Origin of the sequence: Brevundimonas sp. DS20, assembly GCF_001310255.1 — a bacterium.
GTDB lineage: Bacteria > Pseudomonadota > Alphaproteobacteria > Caulobacterales > Caulobacteraceae > Brevundimonas > Brevundimonas aurantiaca.
Map to the genome: position 1 here is coordinate 1,917,128 of NZ_CP012897.1, position 16,297 is coordinate 1,933,424.

Sequence of the window (16,297 nt, forward strand, 5' to 3'; positions counted from 1 at the left end):
GGCGGCTTGCCGGAGGATGACGAAAGAAGAAGCGCCTAACCCCGCGCCCCATACCGGATGCGACTCAGCAAATCCGTCACCTTGCGGAACGGCGCCTCGAAATCCTTGCCAGCCTTCCACTTTTCGAAGGCCATGACGTTTTCGATGCGGCGAGCGACAAAGGCTTCCGCCGCCTCGCGGCCGTCGAACCAGCGCATCGTCAGGGCGGGAATCAGTATGCCCGACAGGATGGTCCGCTTCGAATAATGGTTCCAGTCGGTCGATTCATCCCCAGCCCAGCGCCACATTTGGTCCGCCGTCTCCCACGCCAGCTTCAGCCCCAGATCGGCATTGACGGGCAGGGCCAGGAAGGCGGCGCAGCGGCGCGTCGCCTCCAGGTCGGCCGCGCCCGCCTCCATCCGTTCGGACACGGCGCGGGCGATTCGCTCGCGAATCTTCAGCGACTTGGGATCGACGGCGACCAGGGCCTCCAGGGCGCGCGCGTCGTGGCGGCGCGACAGCAGGGCCGCCAGATCCCGCGCGCCGTTGGGCAGCAGCAGTTCCTCATCCCCCAGCGACAGGCCGCAGGCTTCGCACGCCTCCCGGACCAGCCGGGCGTTCCAGCCCAGGGCGGGGGCGCGGGCGACGGCGGCGTCCAGCACGGTCTGTTCGGTCTGATCGGCCCAATCGTCGGTCTGTGTCATGGGCGGATCATACGCCCGTCTTTTCGGGGTTTCGAGCCTGGAAGAATGGTTGCGACGAACTGGACAGACGCGGCGGGCTCGTGTATCAGCCCGCCTTCATCCGAGAGCCTCGCTCCCGGGAGAGGATTTTATTTGTCTGCCCGTCTCCCTTCGAAAGGACGCGGCGGGCGGCCAAAGGAGAGATACCCCTGGTTCAGATTTTCGTCCGCGACAACAACGTCGATCAAGCGCTGAAAGCCCTCAAGAAGAAGATGCAGCGCGAAGGCAGCTTCCGTGAAATGAAGCGCCACGTGCACTATGAAAAGCCGTCGGAAAAGCGCGCCCGCCAAAAGGCCGAGGCCGTCCGTCGCGCCCGCAAGCTGGCCCGCAAGCGCGCCCAACGCGAGGGCCTGCTGCCCGCGCCCAAGCCGCGCGTCCCCGGCGGCCGCTAAGGCTCAGCCCGAAAGGGCTCAGGCGTAGGCCGAAAGATCAAAGGCCGCTTCCTTCGGGAAGCGGCCTTTTTCTTGTCGCCTCCGTGGTGCGAGGCGGAGAGGAGGCGGCGCCTCATCCCCGTCCCGTCACCGCCCGTCCGAACGTCTTCCAGCTCAGCTTCACGTCTGACAGGGCTCCGGCGCGGAAGGCGCGGCCGGCGATCCAGACCATCAGGGCGGCGGTGGCGAACATGCCGATCAAGGTCAGAATGACCTCGATCAGGGGCGGATCGCTGGGCGCACGCGCGCTCATCAGGAAGGGGGTGAAGAAGGGAATCCACGACAGGACCTTCACCACCGGCGCATCGGGGCTGGTCAGGGCCATCTGCATGACCAGGATCGGCACGACCAGGATCATCATGATCGGCCCCATCAGGGTCTGGGCGTCGCGCGGCGTCTCGCAGAAGGCGCCGATGGCCGCGAACAGCACGGCGTACATCAGGTAGCCGCCGACCATATAGGCGATGAAATAGAAGACCAGGCCGCCGTCCAACAGCACCTGGCCGATCGTCGCCGCCGTATCGGGCGAGGCCGACGTCAGGACCGAGGTTCCGATTCCCGCCCAGACCGCCAGCACGGTCAAGGTCAGCATCGCCACCCCCAGAACCTTGCCCGTCAGGATTTCCGAGGCGGAGGCCGAGGACAGCAGCACCTCCAGAATCTTGTTCGACTTCTCCTCCATCACGCTGTTCAGCAGGATGGAGGCGCCGGTGATCACCAGCGACCACAGCAGGAAGCCGGCGCCCAGGCCGATGAAGGCCGGAATTCGATCACGCATCGACACCTCGCCCCCGCTGGCGGCGTTGGGCGAAAAGGCCTTCACCTCGGGCTTGAAGGATTCGATCTGCTCGACCAGGGACGGGGCGACGCCTGCAGCGGTCAGGGCCTGGTCGCGATAGCCGGTCCGCAGGGCGTTGCGGACGAAGTCGGCGACGTCATTGTCCATGGCCCGCGCGGTCCAGACCTGGGCCTGGGGCTTGCCGTCGACGCGGCTCAAGAAGACCACGGCGTCCACGCGCCGGTCCTTGGACGCATCCTTGTCCAGCACCTCGCGCAAGGCCGCCTCACGTGCGGCGCCGGGCGCCGCGACGGTGAGGGCGGGCGGGGCGTCGATCAGCCGCATCTTCGGACCGCTGATGGAGGCGGCGGCGCGGCCGGCCGCGGCCTGGCCCTTCTGGGCTGCTTCCTGCACCCGCTCCGCCAGACGGTCCTTCTCTTCCTGAAGGGCGGCGCGCACCTCGGCGGCCAGGCCGGTCGCCGCCGGACCGTCCTCGATCACCGTCACTACCTTGATCGGTTCCGCCGAGCGGATCAGCAGGGGGATGCCCCCGCCCAGGACGGCGAACATCGGAAAGGCCAGAAGCGACAGCCAAAAGCCCACGGTCTTGGCGTAGGCGACATATTCGCGGCGGGCGATCAGCAGGGTGCGTTTCATTGGACCGCCTCCGCGCGGACGGCGGGTTGATCGGGATTGTCGCCGGTCAGGCCGATGAAGGCGTCATGCAGGGTCGGTTCCTTCAGGGCGAAGCCCCGGACGTCCAGCCCGCTCAGGAAGGCGGCCTTCAGCGTGTCTTGGCCCCCCGCGCCGGCCGCCAGCACGATCTTCAGTCGGCGCACCCCGTCCTGATCGGACAGGGTCTCGACCCCCGCCACGCCGGGCAGGGCGCCGGCCGCCTCGGGCGAGATGGCGCCTTCCAGGTCCAGGACGCGGGGGGAGGTGGCCTTGGCCTCCTCGACCGTGCCTTCGAACGCCTTACGCCCCTTGGCCAGCAGCACCACCTTGTCGCACAGCCGTTCGGCATGCTGCATCACATGGGTCGAGAACAGGACCGTCGCCCCGTCCGCCGCCAGGCCGCGGATCATCTCCTCCAGCCCCTGCTGGTTCATCGGATCGAGGCCTGAGAAGGGCTCGTCCAGGATGACGAACTCGGGCCGGTGCACCACGGCGGCGATTAACTGAACCTTCTGAGCCATCCCCTTGGACAACTCCTTCATCTTCTTCTTCTGCGCCGCGCCCAGGCCCTGCTGCTCCAGCAACTGCCTCGCGCGCTTCTTGCCTTCGTGGGAGGGGAGGCCCTTCAGGGCGCCGAAGAAGGCGATGGCCTCCACCGGGGTCATCTTCTTGTAGAGACCGCGCTCCTCAGGCAGGAAGCCGATCCGGTCGCGGACCAGCCGCCCGTCCGGCGCGCCCAGGATGTCGATCCGGCCCGAGGTCGCCGGTTGCAGCCCCAGGATCATCCGCAGGGTTGAGGTCTTGCCCGCCCCGTTCGGCCCCAGAAAGCCGCAGATCGAGCCCTTGGGCACTTCGAAGCTCAGGTCGCGCACGGCGTCGAAACCGCCGTACCGCTTGCTCACGCTTTCCAGCGTCAACGCAGCCGTCATTCCGTCTCCCCTTATGATTGCAGCCAGCCTAGCAAGGCGGAAGCGGTTCAGGCCAGCCGCTTCCGCCCCGTCGCCCTATTTCAGGACGGGCAGGTCGATGTAGGAGGCGTCGTCTCCGGCGTGATGCAGGGCGTTGTCGGCGACCCGGCCCTGGGTCTCGCTTTCGTTCGGCCCGCCGGTGTTCAGATTGCGGACGAATTTCGGGAAGTTGGAGCTGGTCACCTCGACCCGGATGCGGTGGCCCGGCTGGAAGGTGTTGCTGATGGTGATCGGCGTGGGCTGCACCGTCGCGATCTGGCCGGGCGTCAGGGGCGTGGGCCGGTCGTAGCCGGTGCGATAGCGGGCCCGCAGGATGGTGTCGCCCAGGATATAGGCCGTCCCGTCCGGCGCCACATCCACCAGCTTGACCGCGAAGTCGGTGTCGGGCGCCGATGACGACACCTTCAGCACCGCATCGACGAAGCCCGTCACCTGCATCGGCTCGGTCAGCGGGTCCGAGGTATAGACCAGCACGTCGTCGCGCGCCTCGATCTGACGCTGGTCAAAGGCGCCGGCCGTGACCAGCCCGCCGTTGCAGCAGTCGCCGCCGCCGATGGTCTGGACCGGGTTCATAGGATCATAGCGATAGCGGTCGGCCTGTTCGCCCGTCGGCGGGGCCTCGGGGCTCAGACGGCCGTCGCCGTTCAGACTGTTGGCCGCTCCGCCGGATCGCAGATACATCCGCACGGTCTGGACGCCGGCCGGCGGCCACTGGGCGGCGGTGCGCCATTCGTTCTGGCCCATGTTGAAATATTGGACGTGCGGCGTGCTGTCGGGGAAGGCGCGGCGCTCGCCCTTCAGCCAACGGTCGAACCAGGCCAGGACCAGGCCGTCCGCGTCGAAACTGGCGTCGCCCAGGTCGCGATCGCCCGAGCGGAAACCGGCCTTCAGCCCGGCGAAGGCGCAGTGAGTGTTCGGCCCCACCACCACATACTGGTTCTCGGCCGCCTCGCGGTCCTGGGTGGTCGAGCGAGCGTGATTGAACAGCTCCATGTTCGGCCCGATGGAGACGTCGTACCAGCTGTTGAACCACAGGGCCGGCACGCCCCAGCCCATGTCGTCGTGATAGAGGCCGCCCTCGCGCCAGGCCGGATCGGCGGGCGTGCGGGCGATCAGTTCCTCGAAGGTCGCGGGGGGCTCGCCCAGGTCCTTCAGCATCTCGTTGACCGGCAGATGGCGGATCTGGCTGGGCCAGTTCACCTCGGGCTTCTTGGCGTCCAAGTCGTTGTAGCGGACGATGCGGGCGCGGGTCTCCTGGTCCGTCTCCGCCGGGATCTGGGCGCGAAGCGGATTGTCGACACCGTACAGCCAGACGAAGAAAAGATTGCGCGGCACGCCGCCGGTGTACCAGTTGCCCTGTTCCTGGAACCGCCCGACCTTGCCGATTCCGGCGCCCGACGCCTGGGGGACCATGGCCGCATGGGCGGGATGGTTCTGGGCCGCCAGCGCCAGCTGCCATTCGGCCGAGGACGAGCAGCCCAGGGTGCCGACCTTGCCGTTCGACCAGGGCTGGGCTGCGATCCAGCTCAGGGCGTCATAGCCGTCGGTCTGGGGATAGCCCAGGATCTGATAGTCCCCGCCCGAGAAATAGCGCCCCCGCTCGTTCTGGATGACCAAGGCATAGCCGCGGCTGACCCAGGTCAGGGCGCTGCGGGTGGTGCGGGGGTTATAGGCCAGCTCATTATAGGGAGTGCGGATGAAGACGGTCGGCAGGGGGCCCTGGGCGTTCTTGGGCCGATAGATGTTGGTGGCCAGTCCGACTCCGTCGCGCATCGGCATCATGACCGCCATCTGCACATCGGCGATGCGGGACAGTTCGGTCTGGGCGGCCGCATCGCTGTACCGGCCATAGTCCTGGGCGGCGACCACGGCGGGCGTAGCCGCCAGTACGGCCGCGACGACGGCGGCGACGATTCTGTTCATGATGATGCCCCTCCAAAAAGCTTGCAGAAGGTTAGGCTGCAAAGAAGGGCGCGGCAATCTTTCGCCGGGATCAGTCCTTCGCCTTGACCGCCACCTTGAAATGGCGGCCCACGATCTTGGCCGGGTTCACCTGGGCGCCGCTGCGGCGCACTTCGAAATGCAGATGGGGGCCTGTCGAATAGCCGGTCGAGCCGACCAGGCCGATTCGCTGTCCGCTCGTCACCAGATCGCCGCTGGCCACATCAATGCGGCTGAGGTGGCCGTAAAGGGTGCTGAGGCCGTTCGGATGGCGCACCTCGATAAAGGCGCCGTAGCCCCCGGCCTCATAGCCGGTGCGGACGATCCGGCCCTCTGCAGCGGTGAAGACCGACGTTCCCTTGGGCGCGGCGATGTCCACGCCCTTGTGCGCGCGGGCGCGGGCCTCGATCGCCAGCTTGCGCAGGCCGAAGGGGGAGTTGATCGCATAGCCGCGCACGGGGGCGGAAAACCCGATCTCCCGCATCACCGGACCGGCCTTTTCGACCTGAGCCTTCACCGGCGGGGCCACGGGCTCGGCCGCAACTGTCGGCGCCGCTTCGCGCGTCACGCCGGGGGCGGCGGCGGCGGCCAGCAGGGCCACGGTCGCAAAGGCGGCGGTCTGGCCGCCGTGGATCAATAGGCTTTTGCAACGCGCCAGGGGCGCGTCGGTCAGCAGGCGTCGCATTCGGCGGCGTCTCCAGCTTGGACAGGCTCTGGATTGAGCCGGAGCATGGAGCGACACGCGCGGGCGCGTTCGAAACCGTCATGCTCCTGGAAGCGGCGCTTATGCTCCTAGGCTGGGGCGACTTTTGGACCCTGATCGGGCCGGGATGGGGCTGGGCCTAATCCAGCGGGCGTCGCGCGACCAGGTCGATCAGGGCCGAACGGCCCCTGTGGCCGGCGCCTTCGTCCAGATCAGCCTCATAGGCGTGTAAGTGCTCGATCCCGAAATCGCCGAACGCCGCCTCCAGCAGTTCAGAGGTGTAGAGCTGTTCGACCTGGGAGGGACCCCCGGTGCCGTAGTCCAGCTGGCGCGGCGTATAGCCGTGCAACAGGATCAGGCCGCCCGGCTTCACCGACCGCTTCATGCCCTCAAAGATCGCCGCACGGAAGTCGGGTGGCGCGAACTGGATGAAGACCGCCGCCACGGCGTCATAGGCCGCTTCCGGCCAGGTCCAGCCCTCAAGGTCCTGAATCTGGAAATCGACCTCGACCCCCTCCCGCGCGGCCAGGCGTCTCGCCTTGTCCTGCGCGGCGGGCGAAATGTCGGTGGCGGTCACCTGGTGGCCCAGCCGGGCGAGATAGACGGCGTTCCTGCCTTCGCCGTCGGCGGGCGTCAGAATCCGACTGCGGGGCTTCAGCCGGTCGGCGTGCGTCACCACGAACTGGCTGGGCGCCGTGCCGAAAACATAGTCGGCGGTCGCCGCATAGCGGGCGTCCCAGCCGTCACTCAAGGTCGCCATGATCGGCCTCCATTCCTGCGAATGGCTATCATTTGCGACCATTCGACGCAACCCAAGCCGCTGGACCTCAGGCGATGATGTCCGGCAGGATCTGATCCTCGATTTTGACGATCTCGTCCTTCAGCGCCAGCTTCTTGCGCTTCAGCCGGGCGATCAGCAGCTGGTCTGGAACAGCCGCCTCGGACAGGGCGTCGATCGAGGCCGAGAGGTCGGCATGCTCCTGGCGCAGCAATTTGACGCGGGCGTGAAGCGCCGCCTCTTCTTCGGTGATGTCCGGCACATCGTCGTTCATCGTGCAGTCCATCTTGCAGTCGGTGGTGCCAACATAGTCGGACGACCGTCAGGCGGAAAGGGTTTCGGCCAGCCGCTGCAGGGCCGGGCGAGGCGTCACCGGCGCCCAGAGCCGCGCCGTGGCGACCAGGGCTTCCAAGGCAGGGCGCGGCGACGCGCGGGGCGCGTGGTCGTCCGCTTCGTGGATCAGGGCTTCCAGGGCGGCGAGCAGATGGCGTTCCGCCTCCAGCTCCAGCCCCTTGATCTTCTCGCGGACCGCCAGGCGCGGCGCGTCCTCGATGTCGGGGACGGGCGCCTTCAGGGTGCGGCGAACGGCGCGCAGCGGCGCGACCACCACCCCGTCCCAGGCGCGGGCGATGTCGCAGGCCGCCTCGATCGTCTCGGCGTCGGCTTCATGGCCGGCCGCAGCGGCCCAGGCCGACCACAGCAGCAGGGGAACATTCTGGTCGTGGCTGTCCTGCAAGGCCAGGCAGGCTTCGCTGACGCCGGGTCGCCCATAGGCGGCGACGGCCCAGTCCCACAGGCTGCGCGTCTCGACGGCGGTCACTTCAGCCCGTCCCAGCGCCGCACGGCGCTCCAGTCCAGCCCGAACAGATCCAGGGTCCGCCCCACCGACTGGTCCACCATCTCCAGGATCGATGCCGGCCGCGCATAAAGGGCGGGCAGGGGCGGGGCGATGGTCGCGCCCATTTCGGCCAGGGCCGTCATCGTCCGCAGATGGCCCAGATGGAAGGGCGTCTCACGCACCATCAGCACCAGCGGCCGCCGTTCCTTCAACGTCACGTCGGCGGCGCGGGTCAGAAGCGAGGAGGTCACGCCCGTGGCGATCTCGCTCATCGTCTTGATGGAGCAGGGGGCCACGATCATGCCCAGGGTCTTGAAGGAGCCCGAGGCGATGGTCGCCCCGAGGTCGGCCAGTTTGTGAACGACCGAGGCCTTGGCGGTCAGGTCGTCGGGCGACAGATCGGTCTCCTGCGACAATGTGAGCAGGGCGGCCTTGGTCACCACCAGATGGGTCTCGACGCCTAAATCCTTCAGCGCGTCCAGCGTCCGCGCGCCGTAGATCGCGCCGGACGCCCCTGAAATTCCCACCACCATCCGATAAGGAGCAGTCCGTATGGCTCCGTTCACATCATCGACCATTTTTGGGGCCAGCCTCCGTCGTGCCCGGACGAAAAGCAGTCACTGGAATGTGATTCCACAGCCTGCCGAACCGGGCGCTCACTCTACTGGTCCCTAACCAACGGAGGCGCAAGCCATGACCATCGAGGCTCGTATTCGCGAACTGGGTAATCGGCACCGCATGCTGGATCAGACGATCCAGCGAGAACTCAACCATCCGTCCGTGGACACGCTGCAGGTCAAGGAATTGAAGCAGAAGAAGCTTCGCTTGAAGGAAGAGATCACCATTCTGGAGCAGCGGGCCCACTGAGGGTCGCGCACGCCCAGACGACGACGGCCCCGGAGACCGCTCTCCGGGGCCGTTTTTATTCCCGTCATCCTCGGGCTTGACCCGAGGATCGGATGATCCGCCGCTGGTGCGAAGACGTCAGCGCACGGCGCCGGGCCCTCAGGCCAAGCCCAAGAGCGACGGACGGATCAATCCTTGGCGCCGAACACCGATTCCGCCGTCGGCTCGGCGCCGGGACGCTGGCGGGCTTCGGGAACGAATTCCGGCTCTTCCTCGACCTCTTCGGCCACGGGCAGGATGGTGCCGCCGCCGTTCTTCAGATCGTCCTTGGCCTTCTTGTCGGCGGCCTTCTTGACGATCTCGTCCAGGGCCAGCTGACCGACCAGGCCCAGGGTCACCGGATCGACCGGCTTGATGTTGGCGCTGTTCCAGTGGGTGCGGTTGCGCACGCTCTCGATCGTGGACTTGGTCGTGCCCAGCAGTTTGGCGATCTGGGCGTCGGTCACTTCCGGGTGGTTGCGCACGAACCAGGCGATGGCGTCCGGCCGATCCTGACGCCGCGACACAGGGGTGTATTTCGGCGCAGGCTTGGCCGACTTCAGCAGTTCGGCGTGGCGGCTCACGATCGCCTTCATGCGATAGTTTTCGTCGGCCTGGGCCTTGTCCAGCTCTTCGCGGGTCAGTTGGCCGCCGGTGACGGGATCGACGCCGCGGATGTCGCGGGCCACGTCGCCGTCGGCGATGCCGCGGACTTCCAGCGGATGCAGACCGCAGAAGTCGGCGATCTGCTCGAAGCTGAGGGAGGTGTTGTCGACCAGCCAGACCGCAGTGGCCTTGGGCATCAGAATGTCGCTCATGGGGCGTTCGTCCCGGTAGGGTGGGGGCCGCCGAAGGGGGGTTCGGCCAGCGTTGGATACGACGGCGCCCGGCCTTTCGACCGGGCGCTTATGGTTTCGATATAGGCCTATTCGCCTGAAAAGAAAACGTCGCCCGACATTCTCGTACAGCCACGGTTCATCCGGGGGGCGGCAACCTGCGCCTTAATCGAGGCTTTCGCCTTTGGGAGAGGAGAACCATCATGTCCATTCTGCTCGGCGCCGCCATGGCCGCCGCCCTGGCTTCCGGCCAGGACATCACCGCCCAGCGGGTCGCCCCGCGCGGCAGCTACAGCCGGTCCTGCACCGAGGCCTACACCCACCGCGGACGGCTCTACGCCGACTGCCGCGACATGCGGGGCCGCGTTCGCGGCACCTCGATCGAACTGGCCCGGTGCGGCGACCAAGAGATTTCCAACCAGGACGGCCTTCTGGTCTGCGGCCGCGAGCGGGGGGACTATGAAGATCGTCGTCCCGACTATCCCGGTGGGAATGGCGGATGGAACGGCGGCGAAGACAATGGCGGGGGCTGGGGCGGCGGCTCCGGCGGCGGCTGGAACGGGGGATGGGGCCGGACCTCGATCACCGTCTATGAAAACGCCAACTTCCGCGGCGCCTCGCGCGAGTTCGTCGATGAGGACCGCAACCTGGGCCGCACCCCCTTCAACGACCGGATCAGCTCCATGCGCGTTCGCGGCCGATGGGAGGTCTGCACCGACGCCGAGTTCCGGGGGCGCTGCCGCATCGTCGAAGGCGACGTCCGCTTCCTGAGCGACGGCTTCAACGACCGCATCTCCTCGATGCGGCCGGTGCGGGGCGGGGGGCGTTGGGATCGCTGAGGGCGGTCAAGGCGTCAGCACGAACTTGCCGATGTGATCGCCGGCCTCCAGCGCGCCATGCGCCTCGGCGGCCTTGTCCAACGGATAGACAGCCTGCACCGGCGGTCGCACCGCGCCGGAGGCGACCCAGGGCCAGACCGTCGCCTTAACGGCGGCGGTCAGCCGGGCCTTCTCATCGGCCGATCGGCTCCGAAGGGTCGATCCCGTCAGGACCAGCCGCTTCAGCATGATCCGCATCAGGTCGATTTCGACCACCGATCCGGACAGGGATGCGATGACCACCCAGCGACCGCCGGGCTTCAACGCCTTCAGGTTCAGTTCGGCGTAGTCTCGGCCCACCATGTCCAGCAGCACATCGACGCCGCCCGCTTCGGCGATTGCGGCCGCCAGGTCGTCGGATCGGGCGTCCAGGCTGACATCGGCGCCCAAAGCCTGGGCCGCCTTCGCCTTGTCCGCCCCGCGCGAGGTGGCGATCACCGCAGCGCCCGCCGCCTTGGCCATTTGGATCGCCGTCACCCCTATGCCGCTGGTCGCCCCGTGGATCAGCAGCGTCTGGCCCGCCTTCAGCCCGCCCGCCTCGAACACATTGGCGAAGACGGTGAAGACGGTCTCGGGCAGGGCGGCCGCCTGAACGAAGGACAGGCCCTCCGGGATCGGCAGAACGTGGCGGGCGTCCACCACCGCCTGTTCGGCATAGCCTCCGCCGCCCAGCAGGGCGCAGACCCGGTCGCCCCGGCGCCACTGGCTCACGCCTTCGCCCAGGGCCGCGATTTCGCCCGCGACCTCCAGTCCCAGGATAGGCGAGGCGCCGGGCGGGGGCGGATAGCCGCCCCGCCGCTGCAGCAGGTCGGGCCGGTTGATTCCGGCCGCGCGCACCTGGATCACCACCTCGCCGGGGCCGGGCGTCGGATCAGCCCGTTCGGCGATCTTCAGCGCCTCAGCCGAACCCGAACCGCCCTCGATCTGGATAAGCCGCATGTCGCCTCCGCTTGCATTCGTCGCAGTCCGCGCGTTCAGATAGGGGCTCCGGCCGACTTCGGCCATGACAGGCGCAGAAAGGCGACGACCATGTTCGACGATTTCGAGCCTCGCCCGCGGCGTGGAGAGGCCCTGACCACTCTTGAGCGCGAGGATCTGGACTCCTATTCGATTGAAGATCTTCAGGAGCGGATCGGCGCCCTGACGGCCGAAATCACTCGCGCCCAGACAGCGATCGAGAAGAAACAGGCCAAGAAAAGCGCCGCCGACGCTCTGTTCAGCTTTAGACCCTGATCGCCCGTGTCTCAAATCCGTGGCATGACGGTTGCAAACCCTTCGGCCTGGGCCGTTTGTGGCCCCAAGTCGGAACAAGCCTAACCTTCATGATGATGTCCCCCATGACCCTGAGCGACGATCAAGACATGGCCGCCCGGGCCGAACGCGCTCGCAAGGTGCAGGATTTCACCCGTTCCGAACTGTTCGACCGCACCTTCCGCGAAGGCATGGAACTGGTGGAGGAGACGGCGGCCTATCTGGACGGAGAGGGCCGTCGCGATTCCAAGATGCTGTCCCGTTCGGCCGCCCTGGCCTATGCGGCCGAAAGCATGAAGCTGACCACGCGCCTGATGCAGATCGCCTCCTGGCTGCTGGTGCAGCGGGCCGTACGCGAGAACGACATGACGGCCGAGACCGCCTGCGAGCCGCGCTATCGTCTGAACGACCGCAAGATCGAGAGCCAGCCCAGCCACGCGGAACTGCCGATCGCCCTGGTCGAATATCTGGTCCGGTCGGAAAAACTGTTCGACCGCGCCCTCTATCTCGACCGCCGCATGTATCTGGAGGCGCCTGAGGAACAGCCGCAGAATCCGGTCCTCAGCCAGCTGGGCCTGCTGGAAGCCGCCTTCAAGGGCTGACGCCTCTAAAGCCCGAACTTACGGCCCGACATCGTCGGCGTCGCGACGCCCGTCGTCGATCGGCCGAGGCAGGCTGACGGCGATCCCCAGGGCCTGGGCCAGCTTGTCGTCGCGGCCATAGACGTCCTCGCGGAAGGCGACCCGTCCCTGACCGTCCACGAAGGCGGTCCAGTACAGCAGCCGCACCGTGATTTCGCGCCCGGTGGTCACCCGAGTGGTCTCACGCGTCTCCTGGGCCGTGTCGAACTCGGCCAGCTTGGCGGGATCGGGCGACAGCAGCAGCCGGGCGAATTCCACGGCGTTCTGCACCCGCACGCAGCCATGGCTGCGCTGGCGCATGGACAGGTTGAAGGCGGCCTTGGACGGGGTGTCGTGCAGGAAGATGGCGTAGCTGTCGCGCAGCTCGAACTTCACATAGCCCAGGGCCGACTTCGGCCCGGCGCGCTGGATCACCGTTCCGTTGGCCACATACATGTCGTTGGCCGCCAGATAGCCGGGGCCCTTGGGCAGGATTTCGCGCCGTGCGATGCCGGCGGGCACGTACCAGGGCGGATTGGCGACGACCGAGGCGAAGGGCTTCTCCAGGCTGGGCGTCTGGTTCTCGGCCGAGCCGACCACCACCCGGTTGGAGTGCACCGGCTTGCCGTCTTTCCAATAGACCATGATGGCGGCGGCGGTGTTGACCTCGATCCGCTCTGGCGCAACGTCGCGCTTCAGCCAGCGGCGGCGTTCCAGGTTCAGGGCGATCTGACGCGCCCGGTCCTCGGCCGAGGCTGAGAGGGAGCGCTGGGTGCCCGTTCCGATGCGGCCGTCTGCGCCCAGGCCGTGCCGCGTCTGAAAGCCCTGGACCGCCTGTTGCAGCTCGGCGCCGTAAGTCAGGCCCTGGGCCTTCAGCCGCGCGCCCTGTGCCGCCGTCAGATCGCCCTCGGCCGTCAGCCGGTCGATCAGGGCGGGGATGCGGCGGTCGCTCATGTTGGGTTCAATCGTCGGACCGGCCGGGAAGGCGGGCCAGCCGCCGCCGGCGGCCAGTCGGCGATAGCGCACATAGCCGGCCGACAGGTTCTGATAGCCGATGTCGGTCGGCGCCAGACCCTCGAACCAGTCCAGCAGGATGTTGCGGGCCAAGGCGTCGCTGAGGCCGCGCGGCAGGTCCACGCGGTTCTTCTGCATTTCCCACAGATCCTCGACCGTCTCGGGCCTCACCTTGCCCTCGGCCAGGACGCGGCCATAGGCCAGGGCCGCCGCCGTCGTGCGCAGATCGGCCGAGGCGGGATCGGCGGCCAGGCCCACGAAGTCGAAATAGTCGCCGGCCGACAGGCCGTGGCGCTCGGCCCGGGCGGCGACGGCGTTCAGGGCGCGCATCCGCTCGCCGGTCCATACCGGCCGCCAGCCGTTCATCTCATAAAAGGCGCGAACGTCCGGTTGCTGGGTTTCGGGCAGACGCGAAATCTGATCGTTGAAACTGTTGTAGAAGGCGGTGGCCGCCGCAGGGCGCTGGATGGAAACCTGTTGCGCCCGCGCAGCGGAGGCGAGGGCGATCGTCGCCGTTGCGACGCCCAAACCCAGTTCCCGTCTATTCATAATCCGTCCGCTTCTCGATGGCCCGATCCCCGTGAACCGACGCCCTTGTTCTTGCTGATTTGAACGCCGTCCATGTTACCGACGTTCCAGGCAAACAAAAAGCGCCGGCCATCGGACCGGCGCTTTTCGTGACGTGATTGCCGCGATGTGTCGCAGCCAGGACGCGCTTACTTCTTGATGAAGCCGGCGAACTTGTTGTTGAAGCGCGAAACGCGACCGCCGCGGTCCATCAGCTGGGCGTTGCCGCCGGTCCAGGCCGGGTGCGTCGTCGGGTCGATGTCGAGCGCCAGCTTGTCGCCTTCCTTCCCGTAGGTCGAACGGGTCTGATAGGTCGTGCCGTCGGTCATCACCACGGTGATGAAGTGGTAGTCGGGGTGGGTGTCCGCCTTCATGGGTCGTCGTCCGGTCTCTGGGCGCGATGACGATGCCGACCGTCGCTGCGCATGAAATGAGAAACCCGCCAGAAAATCCGGCGGGAATGAGGGGCGGCGTTTACACCGGGGGGCGTTCCGGGGCAAGAGGCGGTCGCAATGACTGATCAATCCGCCGCCTCCGCCCGCTCCGCCAGTATTCCTGCGGGGCGCGCCGCCGGCGCGGCCAGCCTGGACGGGCGGCCCAGCGCCGGCGCCGTCCTGGCCGAACAGATGTCTGAAGCGGGCGAGAAGCGGGCGAAGCGCCGGGACATCCGTCCCCTGGCGCGGCTGATTCCCTATGCGCTTCGGCACAAGGGCCACGCCCTCATGGCGGTCTTCTGGCTGCTGCTGTCCACCACCGCCTCACTGGGGCTGACGGCCCTGGCCCGAGGGGCCATCGATCACGGATTTGAAGACGGCGGCGCGCGCCTGAACCTTTGGTTCCTGCTGCTGGGGGCCAACGCCCTGTTCCTGGGGCTCGCGACCGCCGCCCGCTATTTCTACGTCACACGGACGGGCGAGCGGGTCATCGCCGACCTCCGAAAGGGGCTGTTCGGCCGCATCCTGACGCTGGACCCTTCCTTCTACGCCCATATGCGGACCGGCGAGGTGCTGTCGCGCCTGACGACCGACATCGCCCTGGTCGAGACCCTGATGACGACCTCGGTCTCCTATGCGCTGCGGAACTTCCTGACCCTGATCGGCGGGGTCGTGCTGCTGTTCTTCGTCAGTCCGAAACTGACCGGCCTGGTCCTGTTGATCGTGCCGTTCCTGCTGGGGCCGATCTTCATTTTCGGCCGCCGGGTCCGCAAGTTGACCGTCGCCTCCCAGGACCGGTTCGCCGGCGCCGTCGGCTTTGCCGGTGAAAGCGTGGACGCCGTCGAGACGGTCCAGGCCTTCGGGCGCGAACACAGCGCCATCGCCCGCTTCGGCGCGGCGGTGGAGGACGCCTTCGACGCCTCTCTGAAGCGGATGCGGGCGCGGGCCTGGATGACGGCCCTGATCATCGTCGTCATGTTCGGCGGAGTGACCCTGGTCCTGTGGCTGGGCGCGCGCGATGTGGTGGCTGGTCAGATGACGCCCGGCGCCCTTCTTCAATTCGTCCTCCTGTCGGTCTTCGCCGCCGGGGCCGTGGGCGCGCTCGGCGAAAGCTGGGGCGATGTGCAGAAGGCCGCCGGCGCCATGGAGCGGATCGAGGAACTGATGCGGGCCACGCCCGACATCGCCGCCCCGGCCCGGCCCGTCGCCCTGCCCACCCCGCCGCGCGGCGAGGTCTCCATGTCGGCCGTCGATTTCGCCTATCCCGGCCGGCCCGATCTTCCGGCCCTGAAGGGGTTCAGCCTGACCGTCCGTCCCGGCGAGACCGTGGCCCTGGTCGGTCCCTCCGGCGCGGGCAAGTCCACCGTCTTCCGCCTGCTGCTGCGCTTCTATGATCCGCAGACCGGTCTGGTCTCGGTCGACGGGGTGGACGTGCGCCAGGCCGATCCGGTCGAGGTTCGCAATCGCTTCGCCTGGGTGTCGCAGGAGACGCCGCTGTTTTCAGGCTCGGCCTTGGAGAACATTCGCTTCGGCCGCGAGACCGCCACCCTGGAAGAGGCCCGCGCCGTCGCCGAAAAGGCCCAGGCCCTGGGCTTCATCGACGCCCTGCCGGAAGGCTTCGACACCCCACTGGGCGAACGCGGCAAGAGCCTGTCGGGCGGTCAGCGCCAGCGTCTGGCCATCGCCCGGGCCCTGGTCCGCGACGCCCCCATCCTGCTGCTGGACGAGGCGACGAGCGCGCTCGACGCCGAAAGCGAACGGCTGGTCCAGGCGGCCCTGGATCAGGCCATGACCGAGCGCACCACCCTGGTCATCGCCCACCGCCTCGCCACCGTCCTGCGCGCCGACCGCATCGTCGTCATGGATGACGGCCGTGTGGTGGAGGAGGGGACCCACGCCCAGCTGGTCGCCCAGGGGGGGCTCTACGCCCGCTTGGCCGAGCTTCAGTTCCGGGCGGACTGAGCCGAAGACCCTTAGT

Annotated in this window: 19 protein-coding genes; 6 read left to right on the plus strand and 13 right to left on the minus strand. The window is 67.7% G+C overall.

Annotation, left to right across the window (positions count from 1 at the left end; translation table 11 throughout):
* Positions 1–35: 35 nt before the first annotated feature.
* Positions 36–683 carry a COQ9 family protein gene (locus JL11_RS09235; protein ID WP_054765414.1) on the minus strand — a complete coding sequence of 216 codons (648 nt, stop codon included), beginning with the start codon at positions 681–683 and terminating at the stop codon, positions 36–38.
* Positions 684–871: 188 nt separating this feature from the next.
* Here JL11_RS09235 and rpsU point away from each other — a divergent pair, with 188 nt between their 5' ends.
* On the plus strand, positions 872–1,114 hold the full coding sequence (gene rpsU, locus JL11_RS09240) for a 30S ribosomal protein S21 (RefSeq protein ID WP_087120183.1): 243 nt from the start codon (positions 872–874) through the stop codon (positions 1,112–1,114).
* 112 nt (positions 1,115–1,226) lie between these two features.
* Here rpsU and JL11_RS09245 read toward each other — a convergent pair whose 3' ends face one another.
* The 8 genes from JL11_RS09245 to JL11_RS09280 all read right to left on the minus strand — a co-directional run bounded on the left by JL11_RS09245 (position 1,227) and on the right by JL11_RS09280 (position 8,412).
* Complete coding sequence (locus tag JL11_RS09245; protein ID WP_054765415.1) at positions 1,227–2,588, minus strand: ABC transporter permease; 1,362 nt, start codon at positions 2,586–2,588, stop codon at positions 1,227–1,229.
* Positions 2,585–3,535: an ABC transporter ATP-binding protein gene (locus tag JL11_RS09250; RefSeq protein ID WP_054765416.1), complete on the minus strand. Its 951-nt coding sequence runs from the start codon at positions 3,533–3,535 to the stop codon at positions 2,585–2,587. The genes JL11_RS09245 and JL11_RS09250 overlap by 4 nt, the downstream gene beginning before the upstream one ends.
* A 75-nt stretch (positions 3,536–3,610) precedes the next feature.
* On the minus strand, positions 3,611–5,497 hold the full coding sequence (locus JL11_RS09255; RefSeq protein ID WP_054765417.1) for a CocE/NonD family hydrolase: 1,887 nt from the start codon (positions 5,495–5,497) through the stop codon (positions 3,611–3,613).
* Positions 5,498–5,567: 70 nt separating this feature from the next.
* Complete coding sequence (locus tag JL11_RS17960) at positions 5,568–6,200, minus strand: M23 family metallopeptidase (protein ID WP_054765418.1); 633 nt, start codon at positions 6,198–6,200, stop codon at positions 5,568–5,570.
* A 157-nt stretch (positions 6,201–6,357) separates the two neighbouring features.
* Complete coding sequence (locus JL11_RS09265) at positions 6,358–6,978, minus strand: SAM-dependent methyltransferase (RefSeq protein ID WP_054765419.1); 621 nt, start codon at positions 6,976–6,978, stop codon at positions 6,358–6,360.
* Between the two features lie 67 nt (positions 6,979–7,045).
* A complete protein-coding gene (locus JL11_RS09270; RefSeq protein ID WP_054765420.1) occupies positions 7,046–7,270 on the minus strand; it encodes a YdcH family protein in 225 nt (74 codons plus the stop codon).
* A gap of 48 nt (positions 7,271–7,318) precedes the next feature.
* Positions 7,319–7,816: a TIGR02444 family protein gene (locus JL11_RS09275; protein WP_082382665.1), complete on the minus strand. Its 498-nt coding sequence runs from the start codon at positions 7,814–7,816 to the stop codon at positions 7,319–7,321.
* Positions 7,813–8,412, minus strand: a complete 600-nt coding sequence (locus JL11_RS09280) for a UbiX family flavin prenyltransferase (protein WP_054765421.1) — start codon at positions 8,410–8,412, stop codon at positions 7,813–7,815. Before JL11_RS09280 ends, JL11_RS09275 begins: the two co-directional genes overlap by 4 nt.
* A 115-nt stretch (positions 8,413–8,527) precedes the next feature.
* On the opposite strand from JL11_RS09280, the gene JL11_RS09285 reads away from it, so the two are divergent.
* Complete coding sequence (locus tag JL11_RS09285) at positions 8,528–8,701, plus strand: YdcH family protein (RefSeq protein ID WP_054765422.1); 174 nt, start codon at positions 8,528–8,530, stop codon at positions 8,699–8,701.
* A gap of 167 nt (positions 8,702–8,868) precedes the next feature.
* Here JL11_RS09285 and JL11_RS09290 read toward each other — a convergent pair whose 3' ends face one another.
* On the minus strand, positions 8,869–9,537 hold the full coding sequence (locus JL11_RS09290) for a DUF1013 domain-containing protein (RefSeq protein WP_054765423.1): 669 nt from the start codon (positions 9,535–9,537) through the stop codon (positions 8,869–8,871).
* A gap of 221 nt (positions 9,538–9,758) precedes the next feature.
* Here JL11_RS09290 and JL11_RS09295 point away from each other — a divergent pair, with 221 nt between their 5' ends.
* Complete coding sequence (locus tag JL11_RS09295; RefSeq protein ID WP_054765424.1) at positions 9,759–10,394, plus strand: beta/gamma crystallin-related protein; 636 nt, start codon at positions 9,759–9,761, stop codon at positions 10,392–10,394.
* Positions 10,395–10,400: 6 nt separating this feature from the next.
* On the opposite strand, the gene JL11_RS09300 is transcribed toward JL11_RS09295, so the two are convergent.
* On the minus strand, positions 10,401–11,372 hold the full coding sequence (locus tag JL11_RS09300; RefSeq protein ID WP_054765425.1) for an NAD(P)H-quinone oxidoreductase: 972 nt from the start codon (positions 11,370–11,372) through the stop codon (positions 10,401–10,403).
* A gap of 90 nt (positions 11,373–11,462) precedes the next feature.
* Between JL11_RS09300 and JL11_RS09305 the strand changes: the two genes are divergently transcribed.
* Together JL11_RS09305 and rcdA are read left to right on the plus strand one after the other, a co-directional pair.
* Positions 11,463–11,666 carry a DUF1192 domain-containing protein gene (locus JL11_RS09305; protein WP_054765426.1) on the plus strand — a complete coding sequence of 68 codons (204 nt, stop codon included), beginning with the start codon at positions 11,463–11,465 and terminating at the stop codon, positions 11,664–11,666.
* Between the two features lie 104 nt (positions 11,667–11,770).
* Positions 11,771–12,286, plus strand: coding sequence for a protease adaptor protein RcdA (gene rcdA, locus JL11_RS09310; RefSeq protein ID WP_224761396.1), 516 nt, complete (start codon positions 11,771–11,773; stop codon positions 12,284–12,286).
* 18 nt (positions 12,287–12,304) lie between these two features.
* On the opposite strand, the gene JL11_RS09315 is transcribed toward rcdA, so the two are convergent.
* Positions 12,305–13,867 (minus strand): L,D-transpeptidase family protein, encoded by a 1,563-nt coding sequence (locus JL11_RS09315; RefSeq protein ID WP_054765427.1) that lies wholly within the window; start codon positions 13,865–13,867, stop codon positions 12,305–12,307.
* A 167-nt stretch (positions 13,868–14,034) separates the two neighbouring features.
* A complete protein-coding gene (gene rpmE / locus JL11_RS09320; protein WP_054765428.1) occupies positions 14,035–14,259 on the minus strand; it encodes a 50S ribosomal protein L31 in 225 nt (74 codons plus the stop codon).
* 138 nt (positions 14,260–14,397) lie between these two features.
* Here rpmE and JL11_RS09325 point away from each other — a divergent pair, with 138 nt between their 5' ends.
* A complete protein-coding gene (locus tag JL11_RS09325; protein WP_054765429.1) occupies positions 14,398–16,281 on the plus strand; it encodes an ABC transporter transmembrane domain-containing protein in 1,884 nt (627 codons plus the stop codon).
* Positions 16,282–16,297: the final 16 nt, after the last annotated feature.